The following is a 23,245-nucleotide window of genomic DNA, read 5'->3' as shown; positions in this document are numbered from 1 at the left end:
CTGCCCGTCGGATGTCGTTCAAGGAATCCATATGTCGCCCTGGCTGACGGTTGTAGGCATCGGTGAAGACGGCTTCAAGGGGCTGGGCAGGAATGCCCGGCATGCCCTGTTGCGCGCCACGCGGATTATAGGAGGTCAGCGCCAGTTGGACCTGTTGCCAGTGTGTATTCGTGGCGAGCGCCAGGTGTGGCCGAGCCCGTTTTCGCTGGAGCCGGTGCTGGCGCGACGCGGGGAGCCGGTGTGTGTGCTGGCGAGTGGCGATCCAATGTTCTATGGCGTGGGGGCGAGTTTGGCGCGGCAGGTGGTGGCGGATGAGCTGCTGATTTTGCCGGCGCCTTCGTCGGTATCGTTGGCGGCGGCGCGGTTGGGTTGGCCGTTGCAGGAGGTGGTGACGTTATCCGTGGTGGCCCGGCCGCTGGCGGCGCTGAATGCGCACCTGGCCAGCGGGGTGCGGTTGTTGGTGTTGAGCAATGATGGCCGCAGCCCGGCGTTGATTGCTTCGCTGCTAAGCGAATCCGGGTTCGGTGCTAGCCGTTTGTCTGTGTTTGAACACTTGGGCGGCGCGGATGAGCAGCGCATCGACGGGTTGGCGCACTCGTGGGAACACACCTCGGTCGCCGATTTGAACCTCGTCGCCATCGACTGCCTGGCCGACGCCCATACTGCGCGCCTGTCGCGTCTTGCAGGTTTGCCGGACTCAGCCTTTAAGCACGACGGCCAACTGACCAAACGCGATGTGCGCGCCATGACCCTTGCCCGTCTTGCGCCGATGCCCGGCGAACTGCTGTGGGATGTGGGTGCGGGCAGCGGCTCCATTGGGATTGAATGGATGCGCACGCATCCCAGTTGTCGCGCGCTGGCGATTGAAGCCGATGAAGGCCGCCAAGGCCTGATCGAACACAACCGCGACGCCCTTGGCGTGCCCGGCCTGCAACTGATTCGCGGCAAGGCCCCCGCTGCATTGCTTGGCCTGGAAGCACCAGACGCCATCTTCATCGGCGGCGGCGTGACCCGCGAAGGCGTGCTCGACACCTGCTGGCAACACCTGCGCCCTGGCGGGCGGTTGGTCGCCAACGCCGTGACCCTGCAAAGCGAAATGACCTTGATGAACTGGCGTGCGCAGTATGGCGGCGAACTGACGCGCATCCATGTCGCTCAGGCGCAGCCGTTGGGGGAGTTTGATACATGGCGCCAGGCGTTGCCGATTACCTTGCTGGAAGTGGTCAAGCCGCTATGAAACGCATCCTGCTGTTGGGTGGCGTGACTGAAGCGCTGGCCATCGCTCGTACATTGGGCCCGGAACATATCTATAGCCTGGCCGGGGTTGGGCGCGTGCCCACCGACCTGACCTGCCAGGTGCGGGTCGGCGGTTATGGTGGGGCTGAGGGGTTGGCGCAGTTTGTACGGAATGAGGGGATTAGTCTGATTCTCGACGCGACCCATCCGTATGCTGCGCAGATCAGCCGCAATGCCGCCGAGGCCGCAAGCGCTTGCGGCGTGCCCTGCTGGGCATTGCGCCGACCGGCGTGGCAGCCGCAGGCGGGGGATGACTGGCGTGAGGTCAGTGATTGGGCTTCGCTTATTGAAGCGCTCAAACCCTTCAAGCGTCCGTTGTTCACGTTGGGGCGAGAGCCGTTGCAGCACCTTGATGAGATCCCGCCAGAGCAGTTCTGGACACTGCGCGCGTTGGATGTGTATCCGGGGAACGAGCGCTGTGAAGTGATCGGCGCGCGTGGGCCGTTCTTGATCGAAGATGAGCGTGCGTTGTTCGCACGGCGTGGCATTGATGTGCTGATCAGCAAGAACAGCGGCAGCACCGCGACGGAGCCGAAGCTGGAAGTGGCAAGGGAGCTTGGAGTGCCGGTGTTGGTGTTGAAGCGGCCGGTGTTGGCAGCAGTGGATCGAGAATTCACTACTGTGCCTGCGGTTCTACAGGCAATCACCACTCTCTAAACACCATCGATTCTATGTGGGAGGGGGCTTGCCCCCGATAGCGGTAGATCACTCACAGATGTATAGACTGACACACCGTAATCGGGGGCAGGCCCCCTCCCACCTTTAGAACTGCATCATCACGCAGCGTTTTTCGTTTGCCCGACACCATCATGCACACGATCAGCCAGCAGCAGCGCCAGCTCAATCAACTGCGCAACGCCAAGCAATTCCTCTCGTTTCGAGCCTTCCAGGTCAAACGCAAGATCGCAACTCAGCGCATTCGCCGAGGCAAGGGTTTCGCTGAGATTGACCAACAGGTCTTCGGTGCTGATGCCGTCGGCTACGGTGAAGAGCCGGACGGGGGGATTTGGGGTGGGTTTGATCATTGTGAAGCTCCTTAATCTAAGTGGAGCTGCCACTCATCGCCGCGACGCGATAGGGGTGGCAGCTGTACGCAGGTTCGCGGACCGGAGATCAAGGAAGCCGGCATACCCGAAGGTATCCCGCGCACAGCCACCATAGCGCCGCACAGTAGACGATAAAAAAGCGTCAACTGAAAGGAGGCAATGCTTGATCCGTTCGGGCCGCGACGCCCGACCGCTGAGTTTTCTGCGGTGTACGGAGACTAGAGATTGAGTGTCCTAGGGACAACCTTAAAGGCCTGTCGGATATTTCTGCTTGCCCCTATTCATTGCCGAACACCGGCCAAATGTGGGAGGGGGTTGCCCCCTCCCACATTTGAACTGTGCAGCGTTGAAGATCGGCATCCACTCGATTACCCGTCTATCCTCAAGCCAGTCACTGCGACACCAAACCACACCCACCCTTTTTACTTATCCCCGCCGATCAGGCTAAATACCCTCCTGATCGTTTAACCCTACGGATTGTCCGCCATGGCCCGTCAACGCTTTGCAATCGCCTGGATCGCCTGCCTAGCAGTGCTGTTCAACGCCTTTGCCATGCCAATGGCCAGTGCGATGCAGCAGGCGGATGACCCGGTCAAGCAATTGCTGTGGGGCAGTTTCTGCTCGTCCAATGGCGCGAGCCTTAAGACGATTGCCCTGGGCAAGCTGGAAATCCCGGCGCCGCAGCAGGACGATCACTCCACCATGCAACATTGCTGGTGTTGTTCGGGCTCACCTTCGTTGGTGGCGTTGCCGGGGCACGTGCCGCAGTTGTATGTGACGCGGTTCGACGCATTCCGAAATCTGACGCCGTCTGCGCTCCAGCAACCCACCCCGCGCCAGCAATGGCCAAGCCTTAACCCCCGCGCCTCTCCAACGGTCTGATTTCTTCGCAAGTGAACTGCGTTTAGAACCGTTCTGGAGAACTGCCATGCTCAAATCTTCCCTGCTTCTGGCTGCGTTGTTGCTGCCGGTGTTCAGTGCTGCCAATGCCGAGGACTACAAGGCCGGCGACTTGGTGGTCAGCGAACCCTGGTCCCAGGAGTTGCCGCCCAATGCGCCGACTGTCGCGGCCTATTTTGTCATCCATAACACCGGTGAAAGCCCGGACCGCCTGCTCAGCGTCGAGACGCCCGTGGCGGACAAGGCCGAGCTGCATGAGCATGTCATGCGGGGCGACTTGATGAAGATGCAACAAGTGCCGAGCGTGGCGGTACCGGCCAAGGGTGATTTGACCTTCGCGCCCATGGCGTATCACGTGATGCTGCTGGGCCTCAAAGACCGCAGCCTGTTGGCCGACGGCAAGCAATTCCCACTGACCCTGACCTTCGAAAAAGCCGGCAAGGTCGAGGTGGAAGTGTCGGTGCAGAAAGTGCCGCCCATGGCTGGCCACGAGCACAAACACCCTCAATAGACTGACACTCGATGGGCGCCCCTCGCGCCAGGTTATCCCCACACTCCCGCCTGAAACGCGGCAGTTGGATCAGCCTGTTCGCCATGCTAATGATCTTTATCGGTCCGCTGATTTCCCAAGCGATGCCGATGGACCACCACGCCGGTATGTCGATGGACATGCCGATGGAGCACGGCGAAGCCCATCACAAGAAAGCCCCTGACGAACACCACGCCCTCTGGTCCAAGTGCGGCTATTGCGACCTGCTTTACAGTTGCCCCGCCCTGCCCGGTGGCATTTCAACCTTTACCCTGAGCAGCCCGCCACCGGCCAATGCCCTCACCCCCGCCACGCGCCTGGGTCATGCCCGGCAGAGCATCTTCCCCGGCGCCCGTAGCCGCGCGCCGCCCATCGCCTCGTAAGCCCTTCACACCGTTACTTCACCCCGGCCGACTTTAGACAGACAGCCGCAGGCTGCTGGCCGTGTTGTTTACGATTGATTGATGGAATTTGTCATGTCCAGGTTTTCTGCTGACACCCGTTTGGGATGTACCCCCATGCTCGCTGCCTTATGCGGCGCATTACTGGCTCCCCAGGTTCACGCTGACGAGCATGAACTGAGCCCCACCGTGATCACCGCGATCGCCCCCAGCTCGCCACTGACCGTGATCACCAACCCCAAGGACCCACGCCAGCCGGTGCCCGCGAGCGATGGCGGCGACTACCTCAAGACCATCCCCGGCTTCGCTCTGGTGCGTAATGGCGGCACCAATGGCGACCCGGTGCTGCGCGGCATGTTTGGCTCACGCCTGAATATCCTCACCAACGGCAGCATGATGCTCGGCGCCTGCCCCGGCCGCATGGACGCCCCCACCTCGTACATCTCGCCGGAAACCTACGACAAGCTCACCGTGATCAAAGGCCCGCAAACCGTGCTCTGGGGCCCCGGCGCCTCCGCCGGCACCGTGTTGTTCGAGCGCGAGCCGGAGCAATTCGGCGAGCTGGGCGCGCGCCTCAACGCCAGTGTGCTGGCCGGTTCCAACGGGCGCTTCGACAAGGTCATCGATGCCGCTGCCGGTGGGCCGCTGGGCTATGTACGGGTAATCGGCAACCAGGCCCATGCCGATGACTACAAGGACGGCAACAACGACACCGTCGCCTCGCGCTACGACAAGTGGAACGGTGATGTGGCGGTCGGCTTCACCCCCGATGCCGACACCCTGCTGGAACTCACCGCTGGCCGTGGCGATGGCGAAGCACGCTACGCCGGGCGTGGCATGGACGGCTCGCAGTTCCTGCGCGAAAGCCTGGGGCTGCGCTTCGAAAAATCCAACATCGGCGACGTGCTGGACAAGGTCGAAGCCCAGGTTTACTACAATTACGCCGACCACGTGATGGACAACTACAGCCTGCGCACACCGTCGGGCACCGGCATGATGGCCGGGCCGATGGCCTCCAACGTCGACCGGCGCACCCTCGGCGCGCGGATCAAGGCCACCTGGCGCTGGGCCGATGTGCAGTTGATCAGCGGCCTGGACGCGCAGACCAACGAACACCGCCAGCGCAGCAGCATGGGCATCGACACCTACAAGGACTTGCCCAAGGTCAAGGACGCCAACTTCCACAACTACGGCGTGTTCGGCGAACTCACGTGGTACGCCGCCGACCGCGATCGCCTGATCACCGGCGCACGCCTGGATCGCGCCTCGGCCAAGGACTTCCGGCAAACCACCGGTTCCGGCATGAGCAGCCGCGCCAACCCGACTGCCGATGACACCCGAGCCGATACTCTGCCGTCCGGCTTCATGCGTTATGAACACGACCTGGCCGACAGCCCCACCACCCTCTACGCGGGCTTGGGCCACTCGGAGCGTTTCCCGGATTATTGGGAGCTGTTTTCCCCCAACACCGGCGCGGTCGGTTCGGTGAATGCCTTCGACGGCGTGAAGCCGGAGAAGACCACCCAGCTCGACTTCGGCGCGCAATACAAAGCCGACGACCTCGAAGCCTGGGCCTCGGGCTACATCGGCCGGGTGCAGGACTTCATCCTGTTCGACTACAGGCCAGGGATGATGGGCACCACTTCCCAGGCGCGCAACGTCGACGCACGCATCATGGGCGGCGAACTGGGCACGGCGTACAAACTGACGCGCAATTGGAAGGCCGACGCCACCCTCGCCTACGCCTGGGGCAAGAACAGCAGCGACGGCAAGGCGCTGCCGCAAATGCCGCCGCTGGACGCACGCCTGGGCCTCACCTACAGCGAGGATGACTGGAGTGCCGGCGCGTTATGGCGCGTGGTCGCGGCGCAAAATCGCATCGATCAGAACAAGGGCAACGTGGTCGGCAAGGACTTTGACAAGAGCGGCGGCTTTGGCGTGTTCTCGCTGAACGCGGCGTACCGCCTCAATAAACATTTCAAGGTCAGCACCGGCGTCGACAACCTGTTCGGCAAGGCCTACGCCGAGCACCTGAACCTGGCCGGCAACGCCGGGTTCGGCTACCCGGCCAGTGACCCGCAGGCCATCAAGGAGCCAGGCCGAACGCTCTGGACCAAAGTCGACATGAGCTTCTAAGAGCATCGGGGGCAAGCCCCCTCCCACATTTGAAGGTGTTCACAAAATCAAAAGTGTGGGAGGGGGCTTGCCCCCGATGACGGCCGACCAGACACAAAAAACTCAAAGCCTTGCGGAGCCCCCGATGAGCATTCAAAAAGTATCCTTCTACAACCTGGCCTGGCGCTGGCATTTCTACGCCGGCCTTTTCGTCGCCCCTTTCATGGTGCTGCTGGCCCTGACCGGCATCATCTACCTGTTCAAACCCCAGCTCGACCCGCTGATGTACGGCGACCTGCTCAAGGTCCAGACCGCCGAACACGCATTGAGCGCCGACGAGCAACTGCGACGCGCCCAGGCCGCCTACCCCAACGGCGCGATCAGCAAGTACCTGCCGCCGGCCGACGCCACCCGCAGCGCACAATTCGTGATGCACAACGGCGGCCGCGAAGTGACGGTGTTCATCGACCCGTATCGCGGCACCGTACTCGGTGAGCAGGACGCCAAATACAACCTGCAAGCCATCGCCCGCGCGCTGCATGGGGAGCTGATGATCGGCACCGTCGGCGATCGCCTGGTGGAACTCGCCGCCGGTTGGGGCGTGATGCTGGTGGTGTCGGGCCTGTACCTGTGGTGGCCGCGCGGCAAGTCCTCGGCGGGTGTGCTGTGGCCAAGGTTCAGCAGTCGCGGCCGGGTGTTCTGGCGCGACATGCACGCGGTCACGGGCTTCTGGGGCGCGTCGCTGCTGCTGGTGATGCTGCTCAGCGGCATGACCTGGACCGGCTTCTGGGGCAAGCAATACGCCGACCTGTGGAACAGGTTCCCGGCGGCCATGTGGAACAACGTGCCGCAGTCCGACCAGCAGGCGCGAGTACTCAATACCGCAACGCAACAGACCGTGCCCTGGGCCCTGGAAAACACGCCGATGCCGATGTCCGGCGACCATGCCGAACACATGAACCACGGCGCGATGCACTCAGCGCCGGCCGCGCCCACCTTGCGCCTGCAACAGGTGGTCGACCTGGCGACCGCGCGCAAGGTCGAGCCCGGCTACAGCATCACCTTCCCGACCACGGCCGAGGGCGTGTTCACCGTTGCGGTGTTTGCCAACGATCCACGCAACGACGCCACCCTGCATGTGGACCAGTACACCGGCAAGGTCCTGGCCGATGTGCGCTGGGCGCACTACAACACCGTCGCCCGCGCCACCGAGACCGGCGTGATGCTGCACGAAGGCAAGATGTTCGGCTGGGTCAATCAACTGATCGTGCTGCTGATCTGCCTGATGATTCTGCTCAGTGCGATCAGTGGCGTGGTGATCTGGTGGAAGCGCCGGCCAACGGGCGGCCTGGGCGTTCCGCCGTTGCGGCATGATCTGCCGAAGTGGAAAACCGCGAGGGTGATCATGCTCGCCCTCGCGATCATTTTCCCGCTGGTGGGGGCCTCTCTGATCCTCGTGTGGGCGCTGGATTGCCTGGTGCTGTCACGCTTTTTTGGCCAACGTGAATCTGCCTCAGGTTCGGCATGAAACAGGCGAGATGCCCGGTACAGAGCCCTTCTGTAGCCTTGCGCGGACTTTTGTCCCGCAGCGAATAAGTGTTAACTTATAACACTTTCTGCGTTATCGTTGCTCGCCGCGCCCTGCGGCGAGTACCCCTCCAAGAAGACCGATCGACCGATGAACAAGTACCTCGCGTCCAGCCTGTGCCTGCTCGCCCTGCATAACAGCGCCCAGGCCCTGACCTTGCCCGCCAGCCCTGTCACCGCCACCGCCGTGGACCACGAACACGTTGACCTCAACACCCCGACCACCGCCGGTTCGCGCTTGAATCTCACGGCCTTGCAAACCCCCGGCAGTGTCGAGAGCCAGACCGGCGCACAGATCCGCGCACGCGGCGATGCCAGTGTGCAGGACGCAATCTCCCGCGCCACCGGTATCAGCCGTACCGGCACGCCGGGCGATGGCGGCACGTCGTTGTCAGCCCGTGGTTTCACAGGCCAGGGCTCGGTGATGCAGTTGTACGACGGCAACCGCATGTACATGGGCATGGGCACGTCGACCTTCCCGGTAGACACCTGGTCGGTGGAACGCGTTGATGTGCTGCGCGGCCCGGCCTCGGTGCTGTACGGCGAAGGCGCTACGGGTGCGGTGATCAATACCGTGCCGAAAAAGCCGTTTGAAGGCGAGATCGAAAACCACCTCCGCCTGGGCTATGGCTCTTACGACCGCCAGCAACAAGCTCTGGACAGCGGCGGTTCGCTGACCGACACCCTGAGCTATCGCCTGAACCTCAATCGCCTGCGCAGCAATGGTTTCATCGACCGTGGCGACGCCAGCAGCGACTTCGTCAGTGGCGCCCTGCGCTGGCAGGCGGCGGACAACTTGAGCTTCACCCTGGCCAGCGACTACGGCGACCAGCGTCCGCAAAACTACTTCGGCACGCCACTGATCAACGGCGAGTTGCACAAGGGTCTGCGCGACAAAAACTACAACGTCAGCAACGACACCCAGCACTACAACGACCAGTGGACGCGCCTGACCAGCGAGTGGCAGATCAACGACAGCGTCAGCGCCACCAACGAATTGTTTTACCTGAAAAACCAGCGCCGCTGGCAGAACGCCGAGAACTACAACTTCACCAACGGCCAGCTCACTCGCAGCGGTAATTTCGGCATCAAGCACAATCAGGAACAGGTGGGCGACCGTCAGACCTTCACCTTCAAACACACGCTGTTCGGCCTCGACAGCCAGACCGTGGCCGGTGTGGAATACAACCGCATCCGCTTCCGCCTGGCCAGTAACTCGCCGTTCAACGACGTGCTGGCGAGTGGTCAGCCTATCGATATCAATCACCCGGCACCTGCCGCGTTCGACAGCCAGAACGCGTTCAAGCCACTGTTCGCCACCACCACTAAAACCGTCGCCGGCTTCGCGGAAAACCGTTTGCAACTCACCGACTCACTGTCGCTGATCACCGGCATCCGTCGTGACTACGCCCATGTGGACCGCGATGATCTGCGCGACGGCAGCCAGAGCGACAAAACCCTCACCGGCAACAACTGGAAGGCCGGCCTGATCTACGCGATCACGCCCGATACCTCGGTATACGGGCAGTACGCCACCAGCACCGACGGTGTTGGCGGCCTGATTTCCCTGAGCCCAGGCCAGCAGCAGTTCGACCTGTCCACCGCCAAGCAGACCGAGGTCGGCATCAAGCAGGCCTTCTGGGACCAGCGCGGCGAATGGACGTTGGCGGCGTATCACATCGTCAAGAAGAAACTGCTCACCGACGTGCCGGGCGACCCGGACCTCAAGCAGCAAGTCGGCCAACAATCATCACGTGGCCTGGAAGCCAGCCTCGACCTGCAACTGCCACACGCCTGGCAACTGCAAGCCAACGCGGCCATCGTCCATGCGCAGTACGACGACTTCAAACAGGACGTCGGCGGCGTGCAAGTGTCCCGCGACGGCAACCGCCCGGTGGACGTACCGCGCCGCACCGCCAACCTGTGGCTGAGCAAGGCCGTGACCGAGGACATCCGCGCGGGTGCCGGCGTGCGTTATGTCGACGCGCGTTACGCCGACATGGCCAACCAGAACGAGCTGCCGAGCTACACCGTGGTCGACGCCAGCGTGTCGTGGAACGCTATGCGCAACACCACCCTGGGCCTGCAGCTGAACAACCTGTTCGACCGCACCTACGCCGTCAGCCAGTACAACGACGGCCAACAATGGATCCTCGGTGAGCCGCGCGCCCTCTTCGTCACAGCGGACTACACCTTCTAAATGACCAAAACACCGTTCCACTGTGGTGGACTTGAGAGCATTGATGACGTCACTCACCCTCACCGGCCTCAACTGGTCACCTGCCGGCCACTGCCATCACCAGTTCCACCTGCGTGAGGCCAGCCTGCAGGTCGGCGCAGGGGAGTTTGTCGGGCTGATCGGGCCCAATGGCAGCGGCAAGACCAGCCTGTTGCGCTGCGCCTATCGGTTCAGCAAGCCGGCGCAGGGTGACGTATGGCTTGCGCACCAGAACGTGTGGAAGCAGAGCGCCAAATGGTGTGCGCAGCGCATCGCGGTGGTCTTGCAGGAATTCCCCGATGCCTTCGGCCTGCGGGTGGATGAGGTGGTCGCCATGGGCCGCACGCCCCACAAGGGCCTGTTCGATGGCGACACGCTGCACGACCAGAAGATGATTCAGCAGACGCTGGAATCGGTCGGCATGCAGGGCTTTGAGGACCACGCGTTCGCCACCCTCTCCGGCGGTGAAAAACAACGCGTCATTCTGGCTCGCGCGTTGGCCCAGCAACCGCAACTGCTGATCCTCGACGAGCCCACCAACCACCTCGACCCGCGCTATCAGCTGGAGCTGCTGCGATTGGTCAAACGCCTGAACATCGGCACTCTGGCCAGCATCCACGACCTCAACCTGGCGGCTGCATTCTGTGATCGCCTGTACGTGATCAACCACGGGCGCATCGTCGCCAGCGGCACCCCGCATCAGGTGCTCACCGCCGCCTTGCTGCGCGACGTGTTTGGCGTCGAAGCACTGATCGACACCCACCCCTTGTCCGGCTACCCCCGAATCACCTGGATAACCCAACCATGATCCTGCGCGCTCTGCTTGCCGTTACCTTGCTGTTCAGTGCCGCCGAGGCGTTCGCCGAAGCGACCCACTACCCCGTCACCATCAAGAGCTGCAACCGTGACGTGACCTTCCAGGAGGCCCCGAAACACGCGGTCAGCCACGACATCAACATGACCCAGATGATGCTTGCCCTGGGCCTCAAGTCGCACATGGCCGGTTACAGCGGGGTCTCCGGCTGGAAGTCGGTGACGCCGGAAATGGCGCACCTGCTCGATGGCTTGCCGGAGCTGGCGAGCAAGTACCCATCGGTGGAAACCCTGCTCAATGCCAACGTGGACTTTTTCTTCGCCGGTTGGGACTACGGCATGCGAGTGGGCGGCGACCTGACGCCGAACACCCTGCAACCGCTGGGCATCAACGTGTATGAGTTGACCGAGTCGTGCGCCTTTGTGATGAAGCGCCCGGCCGCCACCCTGGACGACACCTATAACGACCTGCGCAACCTGGGCAAAATCTTCGATGTGCAGGACCGCGCCACTGCCTTGATCGCGCAGATGCAGGCACAGGTCGCCGACGTGCAAAAGGACCTGCCGGCCGATAAGCCTCGGGTGTTCCTTTACGACAGCGGTGAAGACCGCGCCATGACGTCCGGCCGTCTGGGCATGCCCCAGGCGCTGATCGAAGCAGCCGGCGGGCGCAACATCCTCGATGACGTCGACGCCAGCTGGACCCGCATCAACTGGGAGACCGTGGTGGAGCGCAACCCGCAAGTGATCGTGATCGTCGACTACAGCGAAATCACCGCCGAACAGAAACAGCAATTCCTGCTGAACAACCCGGCCTTGCAAGCCGTGGACGCGATCAGGAACCAGCGCTTTATCGTCATCCCTTACGTGCAGGCCACGCCGGGCATCGACAACGTGCTGGCCGTTGAAACCCTGGCCAAGGGGTTCCACGGCGAATGATCACGCGTCGCTACGCCCTGCTGCTCGTCGCCCTTGGCACAGTGTTGCTGGTTTCTTGCGTGATCTCGCTGGGCTTCGGCCCGGCGCGGGTGCCGGTGGAGGTGGTGGGGCGAATCCTGCTGTACAAGACCTTTGGCATCGGCGAGGCAACCTGGTCGGCCGGGCAGGAACCTATCGTGTGGCTGATCCGCGTGCCGCGCCTATTGCTGGGTGTCTTGGTCGGCGCGGGGTTGGCCTTGATCGGCGCGGTGTTGCAGGCGGTCACGCGCAACCCGCTGGCCGACCCGCACCTGCTCGGTGTCACTTCCGGCGCCACGTTGGGCGCCGTGATCGTGGTGTTGCATGTGGGTGAAGTCATCGGCCTGCTGACCCTGCCCATCGCCGCGTTTGTCGGTGCACTCGCGAGCATGCTGGTGGTGCTGGCGGTGGCCAGTCGCAACGGTCGGCTGGAGAGTGATCGCCTGCTGCTGTGCGGCGTGGCGGTGTCGTTTGTGATGATGGCCGCCGCCAATCTCTTGCTGTTCATGGGCGATCATCGCGCCGCGTCGGCGGTGATGTTCTGGATGCTCGGCGGGCTGGGCCTGGCGCGCTGGGAGTTGTTGGCCATCCCCGCCGCGAGCGTGCTGCTCGGGCTGGTGCTGCTGCTCGGCATGGCCCGCCCGCTGAACGCGCTGATGGCCGGTGAACAGACGGCCGTGACCCTTGGCCTGAACGCACGCACCGTCCGCCTGAACGTCTTCCTGATTGCCTCATTGATGACCGGCGTATTGGTGTCCATCAGCGGCTCCATCGGTTTTGTCGGGCTGATGGTGCCGCACATTGCCCGCCGCCTGGTGGGCGCCGAGCACCGGCGCTTATTGCCGGTGTGCGCACTGCTGGGCAGCCTGTTCCTGGTGTGGGTGGATGTGGCCGCACGCACCCTGATCGCCCCCGAGGATCTACCGATCGGCGTCGCCACGGCAGCGATTGGCGGGCTGTTCTTCATTGGCTTGATGCGCAAGCGTTGAGTCATACCGGTCACGCGTCACAGTTCATCCTTGTCGCGGCCATACAGCATGTCATCGGTATCCGGCAGCGATTGCACACCGTTGTGGGGCCAGTCAGGCCCCAACACGCCACGGCGGGTCCAGAAGTCATCGGTTTCCAATACCGACAGGTTACCCACACGCCTCATTCGCTCCACCAGCACACTGGGATCAGGGGCCAGGCCAGGGCCGAGCAGCGCACTCTCCTCCTGCGTATGGCCAGGGACATACTTGAGTAATGCGCCCTCGCGACAGACCAGGTAGCAGCTCTCGGCCACCGGTAGGTTGGTTTTTACAATCGACACATAACGCCGCCAGTCATCCAGCGACGCGAAGCGCTTGAGCAAACGCAGGTCCTTCGCCTCCAGGCTGGTGGTTGAAGGGATGACTTTATAAAACGCCTGGATCGCGGCGATGTTGTAAAAGTACAGGGCGTAGGCATTCGTCAGGTTGAGTCCAAAGCCGGCGAGACGAAACAAACGCGCCAGGCTCCCCGGAAACGGCAGCGACCGATCCTCCACTGGCTCCAGTGCCACAAAGCCGGACTCATCCGGCGGCACCAGAACCGCCCCCAGGTACTCGATGCCATTGAAGCGCCCCACACGCTTTTGCGCGGAGCGGGCGGCGTCATCGGCATAGAAATACAACGCATCGCAAAACAGATGAGCGTACGGCCCGCTGCCCGAGTGGCCCGTCACGACTTTAGGTGACCAGTCCAGCCCCACCTTCCCGACACTGGCCCATATCGGGCTGCGCACCCAAACCTGCATGTCCCCCCGTACCGCAAGACTGCGGACATAATCCTGCATCTTCAGCGAACCATCGAGCAGGCTCGCGCGAAGTCGCGGCGCCTGGTTGAGCATCTCGAACAACAACGCACTGCGCTCAAAGTCATACTGCAGCAGCGCACCGTCGGCGCACATCAAGTACAGCGTCAGCACCCGGCCATTGCCAAAGCGTTTTGCAGCGCTGAGTGCGTTGACCACCTCCTGCGGCCAAAAAAAGTGCTTGGCCATTTCACCCTCAAGACTGGACGCCTGGACGGTCGGCGCCTGCAAATACAGGCCATCCCACACGTAGCCTTGCGGTAACTGGCCAGCAACCCATACTTGCTCAAGCTTGACGAAGCTCTCACGGGCCAAGGGCGCAGTCGCCATATAGCGCTGCTTTTTGGCTGATTTGAGCACGTAGCCAAAGGTCAGTTGCGCTGGCGTGGTCGACCCCAACTGCAGGGCGCGTACCGCATCGATGGCCCGGGTATACAACGGGCTGCACGGTGGGTCGGCCAATGCCTGGCGGATCTCCCGCGCCGGCGGTTGCTCAACATTCAAGACGAACGTGTCTACCAGTAACCTCGCCGGCCCCCACAGCACGCTGCCACTGATCACCCGCAGGTCACCGGCCTTGGCGACCTCGGTCACGAACTCCGTAGGCAGCAGCGTCCCCTGGCGTATTTGCTGTTCGACAAGATTGTCGGTGTAATCGCCCCTGACCGCATTCAGCGGAGCCAGGCGACTTCTAAGAGCGGCCTCTTCGGCGGAGTCCGTGCGCTGATAGCTGAGAATCGAGCCATCCGGGCCGAACAGGTATTCGCGCTTGACCTGCGTTTCATGCAGCAACAGATACGCCAACACCGCGCTGGGCAGCATGCTTTTGTAAACGGCTTTTTGTGCTGCGGCCAACAAAAGCTCCACCTCCACGTCCAACCGCGAGCGATAGCGCGCGACGATAGAAGCGCCGCCTGGATACAACCCCTGCGAAATGGCTTCGTCCGGGTAAATCCAGTTCCGGGCAAACCCTTGGGGAGGCACTGCCAGCGGGTCGGTTGCGGTAAACGCGCCATTGGCGAGGCGTAATACCACCCCACCGTAAGCCCGCTGCCGAACCGTGCCCACCAACGCCTGCGCATGGCGCGCAGCATCATCGGCACTCGCAAAGGTGGGGCCAAGGCGGCGACGTGTCATGGACGAGTAACCGTTCCAATCCGGGTCAACCAGACCTTCCTTGTCCCAATACTGGCTGGTCCGCAGGACCGTCAGCTGACCCCGCTTGGCCGTCTCCCTGACGAACTCCACGGGTGTCTTTGCACCGGAGTTCAATTGCGCAATGGTGTCCTCGAAGTTTCGCTCCAGCGGCCCCCCACCGCCCAACTGAAACGGCAATGACACATACCGCAGCAATGCGCCTTCGTCGGTCGAGAAATAAATCGGCAGGTACTGCCCGGCGTTGTATTTCTCCCCCCGACGCTTGGCGTCATAAAGTGCGGCGTACAGATCGCCAGGCTGCACAAAATAGCGGGCAAGCCATGAGTCAGCGGCCCCCAGGCCTGTGGGCTGCCATTGTTGGGAACGAAAGAGTGCATGTAACACAAACCCCTCGGGAAAGCGGAAGTCGCCGGGCTTTTCGGAGGAGGCAAAGACACTGTTGAGGTTGAAAAGCGCGTAGCGGGCACTCACGCCAACCACCTGCGAGGCGACGAACTCGTCGCTTTTCGGGTGCCTGAGAATGAAGCTAAAACAGGATTGATGGGCAAGACTACGGCCATGAACCCGGGCATGCAGGTTGCGGGCAGCCTCATCGGCACTGCCAAAGAGCGCCCCGAACGTGGCGTAATCCGGCGCACCCGACCTGGGGGCGTAGCTGAAATTGGGTGTCCAGTCGCTGTAGACCACCGAGCGTGGCCCCCACAACGCATTGCCTTCAATGACCTTGAAATCACCCGCCTCGGCCAGGCGGGTGACCCACTGAGTGGGCGTGATGAGGCCGCTGCTCAGGTGCTGGCGGATTCGGCTGCCGCCAGCCTGTGGCGCCACGTTCGCCAGGAGCACCTGTTCGTGGGACGACGAGTTCGGGGTGTAAGACAGTAAACACCCCTGAGAGCCCGACAGGAACGCCACGCGCTTTTGCCGGATGACCTCACGGATTTCATCATCGGCAAACGCCTGCATGTTGATCATTGCATCATCCCGCGTCCAACCACGCTGCTCGACCCAGGCCGGGTCAACCATGGACAAGGCCGGATGAGAACCATAACGACCGTGTAACTGATAGAGCTCCGGCGGGATCAAAGGACCCTTGCCCCCTGCCGGGAAAAACAACGGTTTGTCGAAGGGGTTTGCGTCGCTTTCAAGCGGTTCGGTAATGACAAATCGGCCGTCCTCTCCCTTGAGCACATAGCCGCCGTAATAGCGATCGCGTGGATAGCCGATCTGCTCGTGGGCATGCGCCGCCGCGTCGACGTCCGACAAAAAGGATCGACTGAGCGCCACCTCATAAAATGAGGTCAACAGCGTCGAACGGTCATCCACGCGACCTTCATAGCGCCACAGTTCGCCGGGCTGCACCACCGACAGGTCACCGGCGCCCAGCACCCGACGCACGTACTCACGCGGCGTCAGGGTTCCCGCCAGGAGCCCTGCCTGAGCGCCGTTGTCGTTGAGCACACCATCACTTTGCACCAGCGCCAGGCGGGTGTGTTCAGCACCACCCGGCAGTTTGAACCGCAACAGAGCACCGTCCTCAGCCTTCATGTACAGCGCAAGGCCGCGGGCTTTGTCTTGAATACCCGCGGTCAGGCGCGATTGGATGATGGCCGCGACCATTTCCGCAGGCGTGAAAAAGTGCGCGTATAACCAAGGCTCTCTTTTGGGAAACGCGGTTTCATCCGGCCTGGAGGTGTAATAGATCGCCTCGAGCCGCCATTGCGAAGGAAACCTCGGCTTGCCGTCCGGGCGCTTGGGGAACAGGCCATCGAGCGCGAACAGCGGCTGACCCGTTGCCTGCGGATAGGTGGCGACATAACCGTCACTCTGGGTGTGCTTGAGCACAACCCCCATTGTGCGAGCGGGCACTGCTGTCGGCGCATTCGCCAGGGCACTCAGAACAGCCAGTTCAGCACGGCCAAACACCTGAGTGAAGGCGGGTTGCTCCCGAACGGTGCCTGGCAGCGCGACCGGCTTGCCGACTTTCCAGGCCCGCGTGACCTTGCCACGCACACCCCCCCACTCGGCAATGGGCTCGATCACGCGCAACTCTCCCGCCTCGGCGAGCAGCCAGATCAGATTTTCGAAAACACTGGACTGTTCAATCGGCAGTTTGCCGGTCCATTGCAGGTAAAGGGTCTGCTCCTGGGTCGAGTCACTGCTCACATACTTGAGCAAACTGCCGTTCGGCCCAGACAGGTAATGCGCGCGCGCCGTCTTTCGGTGTTCGACGATAAACCTCATGTCGGGAATGGAAAAAAGGCTCTGGAAAATCACCACCTGTGAGCCTGTCATCCCAGGGTTCTGCCGCGCGACCTCGTCGGGGTCCAGCGGATGGGAGTGGTAGTAGGCCTCGCCCGTATAGCCTTCGGGCAGCACGAAATCGCCATTCTTATCGGTGGGTAATATCAAGGCGTGATCGAACATGACGTGTTGATCCGGCACCGGCTCGGTGGCGTAGAACCGACCACCGCGTTTGAAAATCGCCCCACCGTACTCGCGGTCACGGCTGTGGCGAGCAATGCGCTCATGTGCCCAGCGGGCGGCATCATCAGCCGTGACAAAGGGCGGGCTCAGAGGGGGAAGTTCCGCACGGGAGGCGGGCGGATTTACCGGAGTATTTTCCATGGGCATTCACTGGCAATAGGGATAAAAGTACGGGCCATCCTGGCCCATGCCCACCCACCCATTGCGTTGCATAGCTACCTCGCCCTGTTTCGGGGCTGCGGCTGCACTCACGCATCAATCCGGCGCCAACCTGGTGCACGCCTGTGCATGGCGGAGCCATCCCGCCTCGTGGCGACACGCCCTAGCCCTCTCGGCACAGCCTTTGCAATCGCTTGCTCAGCAGCTGTTTCTACCCTCATAAAAACATTGAGTTTCTGGAGATCGCACCATGAAGCGTCGCAGTCTGATCAAGGCTTTCACCCTGTCCGCCTCCATTGTCGCCATGGGCCTGACCTGGACCGTGCAAGCCGCCGAGACCATCAAGGTCGGCATCCTGCATTCGCTGTCCGGGACCATGGCAATCTCCGAAACGTCGCTTAAAGACATGGCGTTGATGACCATCGACGAGATCAATGCCAAGGGCGGGGTGAACGGCAAGATGCTTGAGCCGGTGGTGGTGGACCCCGCGTCCAACTGGCCCCTGTTCGCCGAGAAAGGCCGGCAATTGCTGACCCAGGACAAAGTCGCCGTCGTGTTCGGCTGCTGGACCTCGGTGTCACGTAAATCGGTGCTGCCGGTGTTCGAGGAGCTCAACGGCCTGCTGTTCTACCCCGTGCAGTACGAAGGCGAAGAGATGTCGCCGAACGTGTTCTATACCGGTGCGGCGCCGAACCAGCAGGCGATTCCCGCAGTGGAGTACCTGATGAGCGAAGAAGGCGGCAGCGCCAAACGCTTCTTCCTGCTCGGCACCGACTACGTGTACCCGCGCACCACCAACAAGATCCTGCGTGCGTTCCTGCATTCCAAAGGCGTGGCGGACAAAGATATCGAAGAGGTCTACACCCCATTCGGCCATGCCGATTACCAGACCATCGTTGCCAACATCAAGAAGTTCTCCGCCGGCGGCAAGACTGCGGTGATTTCCACCGTGAACGGCGACTCCAACGTGCCGTTCTATAAAGAACTGGCCAACCAGGGCTTGAAGGCTACCGACGTGCCGGTAGTGGCGTTCTCGGTGGGTGAAGAGGAACTGCGTGGCATCGATACCAAGCCACTGGTGGGCAACCTCGCGGCCTGGAACTACTTCCAGTCGGTGGAGAACCCGGTGAACACCAAATTCGTCGCCGACTGGAAAGCCTACGCCAAGAAGCACAACCTGCCGGGCGCGGATAAAGCCGTGACCAACGACCCGATGGAAGCCACCTACGTCGGTATCCACATGTGGGCCCAGGCCGCCGAAAAAGCCAAGTCCACCGATGTCGACAAAGTGCGTGAAGCGCTGGCCGGCCAGACCTTCGCTGCGCCGTCGGGCTTCACCCTGACCATGGACAAGACCAACCATCACCTGCACAAGCCGGTGATGATCGGTGAGATCCAGGCGGATGGACAGTTCTCGGTGGTGTGGCAGACCCAGGAGCCGATCCGCGCGCAACCGTGGAGCCCGTACATCCCAGGCAATGACAAGAAGCCGGACTACGCCGTCAAGAGCAACTAAGCCCCACGCGCCGATAAAAGTGTGGAGGGGGCTTGCCCCCTCCTATCTAAAGCTTGTCCGCGCATGATCAGGACATTTGTTTATGCCCACTGCCCTCTACCGCTATTTCCTGGCCTTGCTGCTGTTGCTGCCCCTGGCCGCACACGCCAGCGACGCCGAAGACTTCCTTTCCGCCAACCCCAGCCAACAAGCCAAACTCCTCCAGGACTGGGCCGCCCAGCCCGACCCGGCACGCATCGAGTTGGTGGATGCCCTGCAACAAGGCCAGCTCACGCTCAACGGCGAAACCAAGACCGTGCGCCTGAACAACCGCCTGCGCGGCTTGATCGACAACGTGCAGGCCAGCCAACAACTGCTTGCGGCCGACCCGAAGGTGCGCCTGGCCGCTGCGCAAACCCTGCAAAAAAGCGCACAACCTGCGCAGTTGAAATTCCTCGACCAGCGCGTCGCCGCTGAAACGAATGAAGACGTGCACACCGCACTCAGCCTGGCCCTGGCCAATCTGCAACTGGTTGACAGCGACCCGGTGGTGCGCCTGGCCGCCGTGCGCTTGCTCGGCAGCACCGGCGACCCACTGGCCCGCACGCGTCTTGAAGCCTTGCTTGCGCCCGGCGTCGAAACCGATACCGCCGTGCACACCGCCGCCGAGACCAGCCTGGCCCAGGTCAAACGCAAATTGATGCTCGGCGAGATCCTCGGCCAGGCCTTCAGCGGCATGTCCCTGGGGTCGATCCTGTTGCTGGCGGCCCTCGGTCTGGCGATCACCTTCGGCCTGCTCGGCGTGATCAACATGGCCCACGGCGAGATGCTGATGCTCGGCGCGTACTCCACCTATGTGGTGCAGATGCTGATGCAGCGTTATGTGCCGGCCGCCATCGAGTTCTACCCGCTGATCGCACTGCCGGTGGCGTTTTTTGTCACCGCCGCCATCGGCATGGCCCTGGAACGCACGGTGATTCGCCACCTCTACGGCCGGCCGCTGGAAACCCTGCTGGCCACCTGGGGCATCAGCCTGATGCTGATCCAGCTGGTGCGCCTGGTGTTCGGTGCGCAGAACGTCGAAGTGTCCAACCCCGCCTGGCTGTCCGGCGGCATTCAAGTGCTGCCCAACCTCGTGCTGCCCTACAACCGTATCGTGATCATCGCCTTCGCGCTGTGCGTGGTGGTGCTGACCTGGCTGCTGCTGAACAAGACCCGCCTGGGCCTCAACGTGCGCGCGGTTACCCAGAACCGCAACATGGCCGCCTGCTGCGGCGTGCCCACCGGCCGCGTGGACATGCTCGCCTTCGGCCTCGGCTCCGGTATCGCTGGTTTAGGCGGCGTAGCACTGAGCCAGATCGGCAACGTCGGCCCGGACCTGGGCCAGAGCTACATCATCGACTCGTTCCTGGTGGTGGTGCTCGGCGGTGTCGGCCAGTTGGCCGGTAGCGTCATGGCCGCCTTCGGGCTGGGCATCGCCAACAAGATTCTGGAGCCACAGATCGGCGCCGTGCTCGGCAAGATCCTGATCCTCGCGCTGATCATTCTGTTTATCCAGAAACGCCCGCAAGGACTCTTCGCACTGAAAGGACGGGTGATCGACTGATGAACCAGCCATTGATGCTTACGGCCGCGCAAAAGGCCGGTCCCAAGGTGACGATTGCCGTCGGCGTGCTGATGCTTGTCGTGCTGCTGGCGCTGCCTTTGCTGTCACTGCTGCCGGCGGACAACGCGTTGCATGTCTCGGCCTACACCCTCACGCTGGTGGGCAAGATCCTCTGCTACGCCATCGTCGCCCTGGCGCTGGACCTGGTGTGGGGCTATGCCGGGATGTTGTCCCTCGGCCACGGATTGTTCTTTGCCCTGGGCGGTTATGCGATGGGCATGTACTTGATGCGCCAGGCGTCCGGCGATGAGTTGCCGGCGTTCATGACCTTCCTGTCCTGGACCGAGTTGCCCTGGTATTGGGTCGGCACCGAGCACTTCCTCTGGGCGATGTGCCTGGTGGTGCTGGCGCCGGGCTTGCTGGCGCTGGTGTTCGGTTTCTTCGCCTTTCGCTCGCGGATCAAGGGCGTGTATTTCTCGATCATGACCCAGGCCCTGACCTTCGCCGGGATGCTGCTGTTTTTCCGCAACGAGACCGGGTTTGGCGGGAACAACGGCTTCACCAATTTCCGCAGCATCCTGGGGTTTGGCATTACCGAGCCAGGCACGCGGGCCGTGTTGTTTGTGGCCACCGTCGCGCTGCTGGTGGCGAGTTTGTTCCTCGGCTGGCGGCTGGCACAGAGCAAGTTCGGCCGGGTGCTGACCGCGTTGCGCGATGCCGAAAACCGTCTGATGTTCTGCGGCTACGACCCCCGTGGCTTCAAGCTGTTCGTCTGGGTGTTGAGCGCCGTGCTGTGCGGTTTGGCGGGCGCGTTGTATGTGCCGCAAGTGGGCATTATCAACCCCAGCGAAATGTCGCCGACCAACTCCATCGAAGCCGCCGTGTGGGTGGCATTGGGCGGGCGCGGAACGCTGATCGGCCCATTGCTCGGCGCCGGTGTGGTGAACGGCATGAAGAGCTGGTTTACCGTGGCCTTCCCGGAATACTGGCTGTTTTTCCTCGGGGCGCTGTTCATCATCGTCACCCTGTACCTGCCCAAGGGCGTCATCGGCTTGCTGAAGAAATGAGGAACGTCATGCTCGAACCTGTTTTTGATGCGGGCAGCGGCCGCGATGCCATCGGCCTTGGCCAGGCCGCCGGCAAGGGCCTCAACACCCGCCACGGCACCATCCTGACGCTGGAAGACATCAGCGTCAGCTTCGACGGTTTCAAGGCCCTCAACGACTTGAACCTCTACATTGGCGTCGGGGAATTGCGCTGCATCATCGGCCCCAACGGCGCGGGCAAGACCACGCTGATGGACGTGATCACCGGCAAGACCCGCCCCAGCCACGGTACCGCCTGGTTTGGTGAAAACCTCGACCTGACCGGCATGAGCGAAGTGCAGATCGCCCAGGCCGGCATCGGCCGCAAGTTCCAGAAACCCACGGTATTCGAAGCGTTGAGCGTGTTCGAAAACCTGGAGCTGGCGCAGAAGACCGACAAATCGGTGTGGGCCAGCCTGTGCGCGCGCTTGAGCGGCGAGCAGAAAGACCGTATCGAGGAAGTGCTCGACACCATCCGCCTGACGGCCTCGGCGCATCGCCAGGCGGGCCTGCTGTCTCACGGCCAGAAGCAGTTCCTGGAGATCGGCATGCTGCTGATGCAGGACCCGCAACTGTTGCTGCTGGACGAACCGGTGGCGGGCATGACTGACGCTGAAACCGAGTTCACCGCCGAACTGTTCAAGCGCCTGGCGGGCAAGCATTCGTTGATGGTGGTGGAACACGACATGGGCTTTGTCGGTTCGATTGCCGACCACGTCACGGTGTTGCACCAGGGCAGTGTGCTGGCCGAAGGGTCGCTGGAACAGGTGCAGGAAAATGAGCGGGTGATCGAGGTTTACCTCGGTCGTTGAGGCTTTATGTGGGCGCTGGCGCCCACAAGGGAATCGTGGAGGTTTTGAATATGCTGCAAGTCGACACGCTGCACCAGTACTACGGCGGTAGCCACATCCTGCGCGGGCTGTCCTTTGATGTGAAAGTCGGCGAGGTCACCTGCCTGCTCGGCCGTAACGGCGTGGGCAAGACCACGCTGCTCAAGTGCTTGATGGGTTTGTTGCCGGCCAAAGAAGGTGCGGTGAACTGGGAAGGCAAAGCCATTACCGGGTTCAAGCCGCACCAGCGTGTGCACGCGGGGATTGCCTACGTGCCTCAAGGCCGAGAGATTTTTGGGCGGCTGACGGTGGAAGAAAACCTGTTGATGGGGCTCTCGCGTTTCCCAGGCGCCGAAGCCAAGGAAGTGCCGGCGTTTATCTACGAGCTGTTCCCGGTGCTGCTGCAAATGAAGCACCGGCGCGGCGGCGATCTGTCCGGTGGTCAGCAGCAGCAATTGGCGATTGGCCGCGCCCTGGCCAGCCGCCCGCGCCTGTTGATCCTCGATGAGCCCACCGAAGGCATCCAGCCGTCGGTGATCAAGGAGATCGGCGCAGTGATCAAGAAACTCGCCGAGCGCGGCGATATGGCGATCCTGCTGGTCGAGCAGTTCTACGACTTTGCCGCCGAACTGGCCGACCAGTACCTGGTGATGTCCCGGGGTGAAATCGTCCAGCAAGGCCGAGGTGAAAATATGGAACGTGAGGGTGTACGTGGTCTCGTAACCATCTAAT

Annotated in this window: 18 protein-coding genes; 16 read left to right on the top strand and 2 right to left on the bottom strand. The window is 62.3% G+C overall.

Going from position 1 to position 23,245, the window contains the following annotated elements:
• The first annotated feature begins 31 nt into the window (after positions 1-31).
• Entirely contained in the window at positions 32-1,237 is a 1,206-nt protein-coding gene (cbiE, locus tag ACI512_RS06350) for a precorrin-6y C5,15-methyltransferase (decarboxylating) subunit CbiE (RefSeq protein ID WP_236382776.1), read from the top strand.
• Positions 1,234-1,953, top strand: coding sequence for a cobalt-precorrin-6A reductase (locus ACI512_RS06345; RefSeq protein ID WP_236382778.1), 720 nt, complete (start codon positions 1,234-1,236; stop codon positions 1,951-1,953). Before cbiE ends, ACI512_RS06345 begins: the two co-directional genes overlap by 4 nt.
• Before the next feature lie 119 nt (positions 1,954-2,072).
• Here ACI512_RS06345 and ACI512_RS06340 read toward each other — a convergent pair whose 3' ends face one another.
• Positions 2,073-2,321 (bottom strand): DUF6124 family protein, encoded by a 249-nt coding sequence (locus tag ACI512_RS06340; RefSeq protein ID WP_231807674.1) that lies wholly within the window; start codon positions 2,319-2,321, stop codon positions 2,073-2,075.
• Positions 2,322-2,828: 507 nt separating this feature from the next.
• On the opposite strand from ACI512_RS06340, the gene ACI512_RS06335 reads away from it, so the two are divergent.
• The 9 genes from ACI512_RS06335 to ACI512_RS06295 all read left to right on the top strand — a co-directional run bounded on the left by ACI512_RS06335 (position 2,829) and on the right by ACI512_RS06295 (position 12,851).
• Entirely contained in the window at positions 2,829-3,224 is a 396-nt protein-coding gene (locus tag ACI512_RS06335) for a DUF2946 domain-containing protein (RefSeq protein WP_236382780.1), read from the top strand.
• A gap of 46 nt (positions 3,225-3,270) precedes the next feature.
• The gene (locus ACI512_RS06330; RefSeq protein WP_405121710.1) at positions 3,271-3,753 is read left to right on the top strand and encodes a copper chaperone PCu(A)C; all 483 of its coding nucleotides are present in this window, start codon (positions 3,271-3,273) and stop codon (positions 3,751-3,753) included.
• A gap of 11 nt (positions 3,754-3,764) precedes the next feature.
• The gene (locus ACI512_RS06325; protein ID WP_012721980.1) at positions 3,765-4,154 is read left to right on the top strand and encodes a DUF2946 domain-containing protein; all 390 of its coding nucleotides are present in this window, start codon (positions 3,765-3,767) and stop codon (positions 4,152-4,154) included.
• 93 nt (positions 4,155-4,247) lie between these two features.
• On the top strand, positions 4,248-6,308 hold the full coding sequence (locus ACI512_RS06320; RefSeq protein WP_405121709.1) for a TonB-dependent copper receptor: 2,061 nt from the start codon (positions 4,248-4,250) through the stop codon (positions 6,306-6,308).
• Between the two features lie 124 nt (positions 6,309-6,432).
• On the top strand, positions 6,433-7,815 hold the full coding sequence (locus tag ACI512_RS06315; RefSeq protein ID WP_405121708.1) for a PepSY-associated TM helix domain-containing protein: 1,383 nt from the start codon (positions 6,433-6,435) through the stop codon (positions 7,813-7,815).
• Positions 7,816-7,965: 150 nt separating this feature from the next.
• Positions 7,966-10,074 (top strand): TonB-dependent receptor, encoded by a 2,109-nt coding sequence (locus tag ACI512_RS06310; protein ID WP_405121707.1) that lies wholly within the window; start codon positions 7,966-7,968, stop codon positions 10,072-10,074.
• A 43-nt stretch (positions 10,075-10,117) separates the two neighbouring features.
• Positions 10,118-10,900 (top strand): ABC transporter ATP-binding protein, encoded by a 783-nt coding sequence (locus ACI512_RS06305; protein ID WP_405121706.1) that lies wholly within the window; start codon positions 10,118-10,120, stop codon positions 10,898-10,900.
• Positions 10,897-11,844 (top strand): ABC transporter substrate-binding protein, encoded by a 948-nt coding sequence (locus ACI512_RS06300; protein ID WP_012721975.1) that lies wholly within the window; start codon positions 10,897-10,899, stop codon positions 11,842-11,844. Before ACI512_RS06305 ends, ACI512_RS06300 begins: the two co-directional genes overlap by 4 nt.
• The gene (locus ACI512_RS06295; protein WP_093542787.1) at positions 11,841-12,851 is read left to right on the top strand and encodes an iron ABC transporter permease; all 1,011 of its coding nucleotides are present in this window, start codon (positions 11,841-11,843) and stop codon (positions 12,849-12,851) included. The genes ACI512_RS06300 and ACI512_RS06295 overlap by 4 nt, the downstream gene beginning before the upstream one ends.
• 17 nt (positions 12,852-12,868) lie before the next feature.
• On the opposite strand, the gene ACI512_RS06290 is transcribed toward ACI512_RS06295, so the two are convergent.
• Entirely contained in the window at positions 12,869-17,479 is a 4,611-nt protein-coding gene (locus ACI512_RS06290) for a DUF4329 domain-containing protein (RefSeq protein WP_405121704.1), read from the bottom strand.
• A gap of 268 nt (positions 17,480-17,747) precedes the next feature.
• On the opposite strand from ACI512_RS06290, the gene urtA reads away from it, so the two are divergent.
• The 5 genes from urtA to urtE all read left to right on the top strand — a co-directional run bounded on the left by urtA (position 17,748) and on the right by urtE (position 23,244).
• Entirely contained in the window at positions 17,748-19,013 is a 1,266-nt protein-coding gene (gene urtA, locus ACI512_RS06285) for an urea ABC transporter substrate-binding protein (RefSeq protein ID WP_012721972.1), read from the top strand.
• Positions 19,014-19,095: 82 nt separating this feature from the next.
• On the top strand, positions 19,096-20,598 hold the full coding sequence (gene urtB, locus ACI512_RS06280; protein ID WP_064053954.1) for an urea ABC transporter permease subunit UrtB: 1,503 nt from the start codon (positions 19,096-19,098) through the stop codon (positions 20,596-20,598).
• Entirely contained in the window at positions 20,598-21,665 is a 1,068-nt protein-coding gene (gene urtC / locus ACI512_RS06275; protein ID WP_012721970.1) for an urea ABC transporter permease subunit UrtC, read from the top strand. Before urtB ends, urtC begins: the two co-directional genes overlap by 1 nt.
• On the top strand, positions 21,662-22,495 hold the full coding sequence (gene urtD, locus ACI512_RS06270) for an urea ABC transporter ATP-binding protein UrtD (RefSeq protein ID WP_405121703.1): 834 nt from the start codon (positions 21,662-21,664) through the stop codon (positions 22,493-22,495). Before urtC ends, urtD begins: the two co-directional genes overlap by 4 nt.
• Positions 22,496-22,545: 50 nt before the next feature.
• Complete coding sequence (gene urtE, locus ACI512_RS06265; RefSeq protein ID WP_064053955.1) at positions 22,546-23,244, top strand: urea ABC transporter ATP-binding subunit UrtE; 699 nt, start codon at positions 22,546-22,548, stop codon at positions 23,242-23,244.
• Position 23,245 lies beyond the last annotated feature (1 nt).

Source organism: Pseudomonas petroselini, assembly GCF_045037875.1.
Classification (GTDB): Bacteria; Pseudomonadota; Gammaproteobacteria; order Pseudomonadales; family Pseudomonadaceae; genus Aquipseudomonas; species Aquipseudomonas petroselini.
This window is presented reverse-complemented; position numbering and strand designations above follow the sequence as displayed.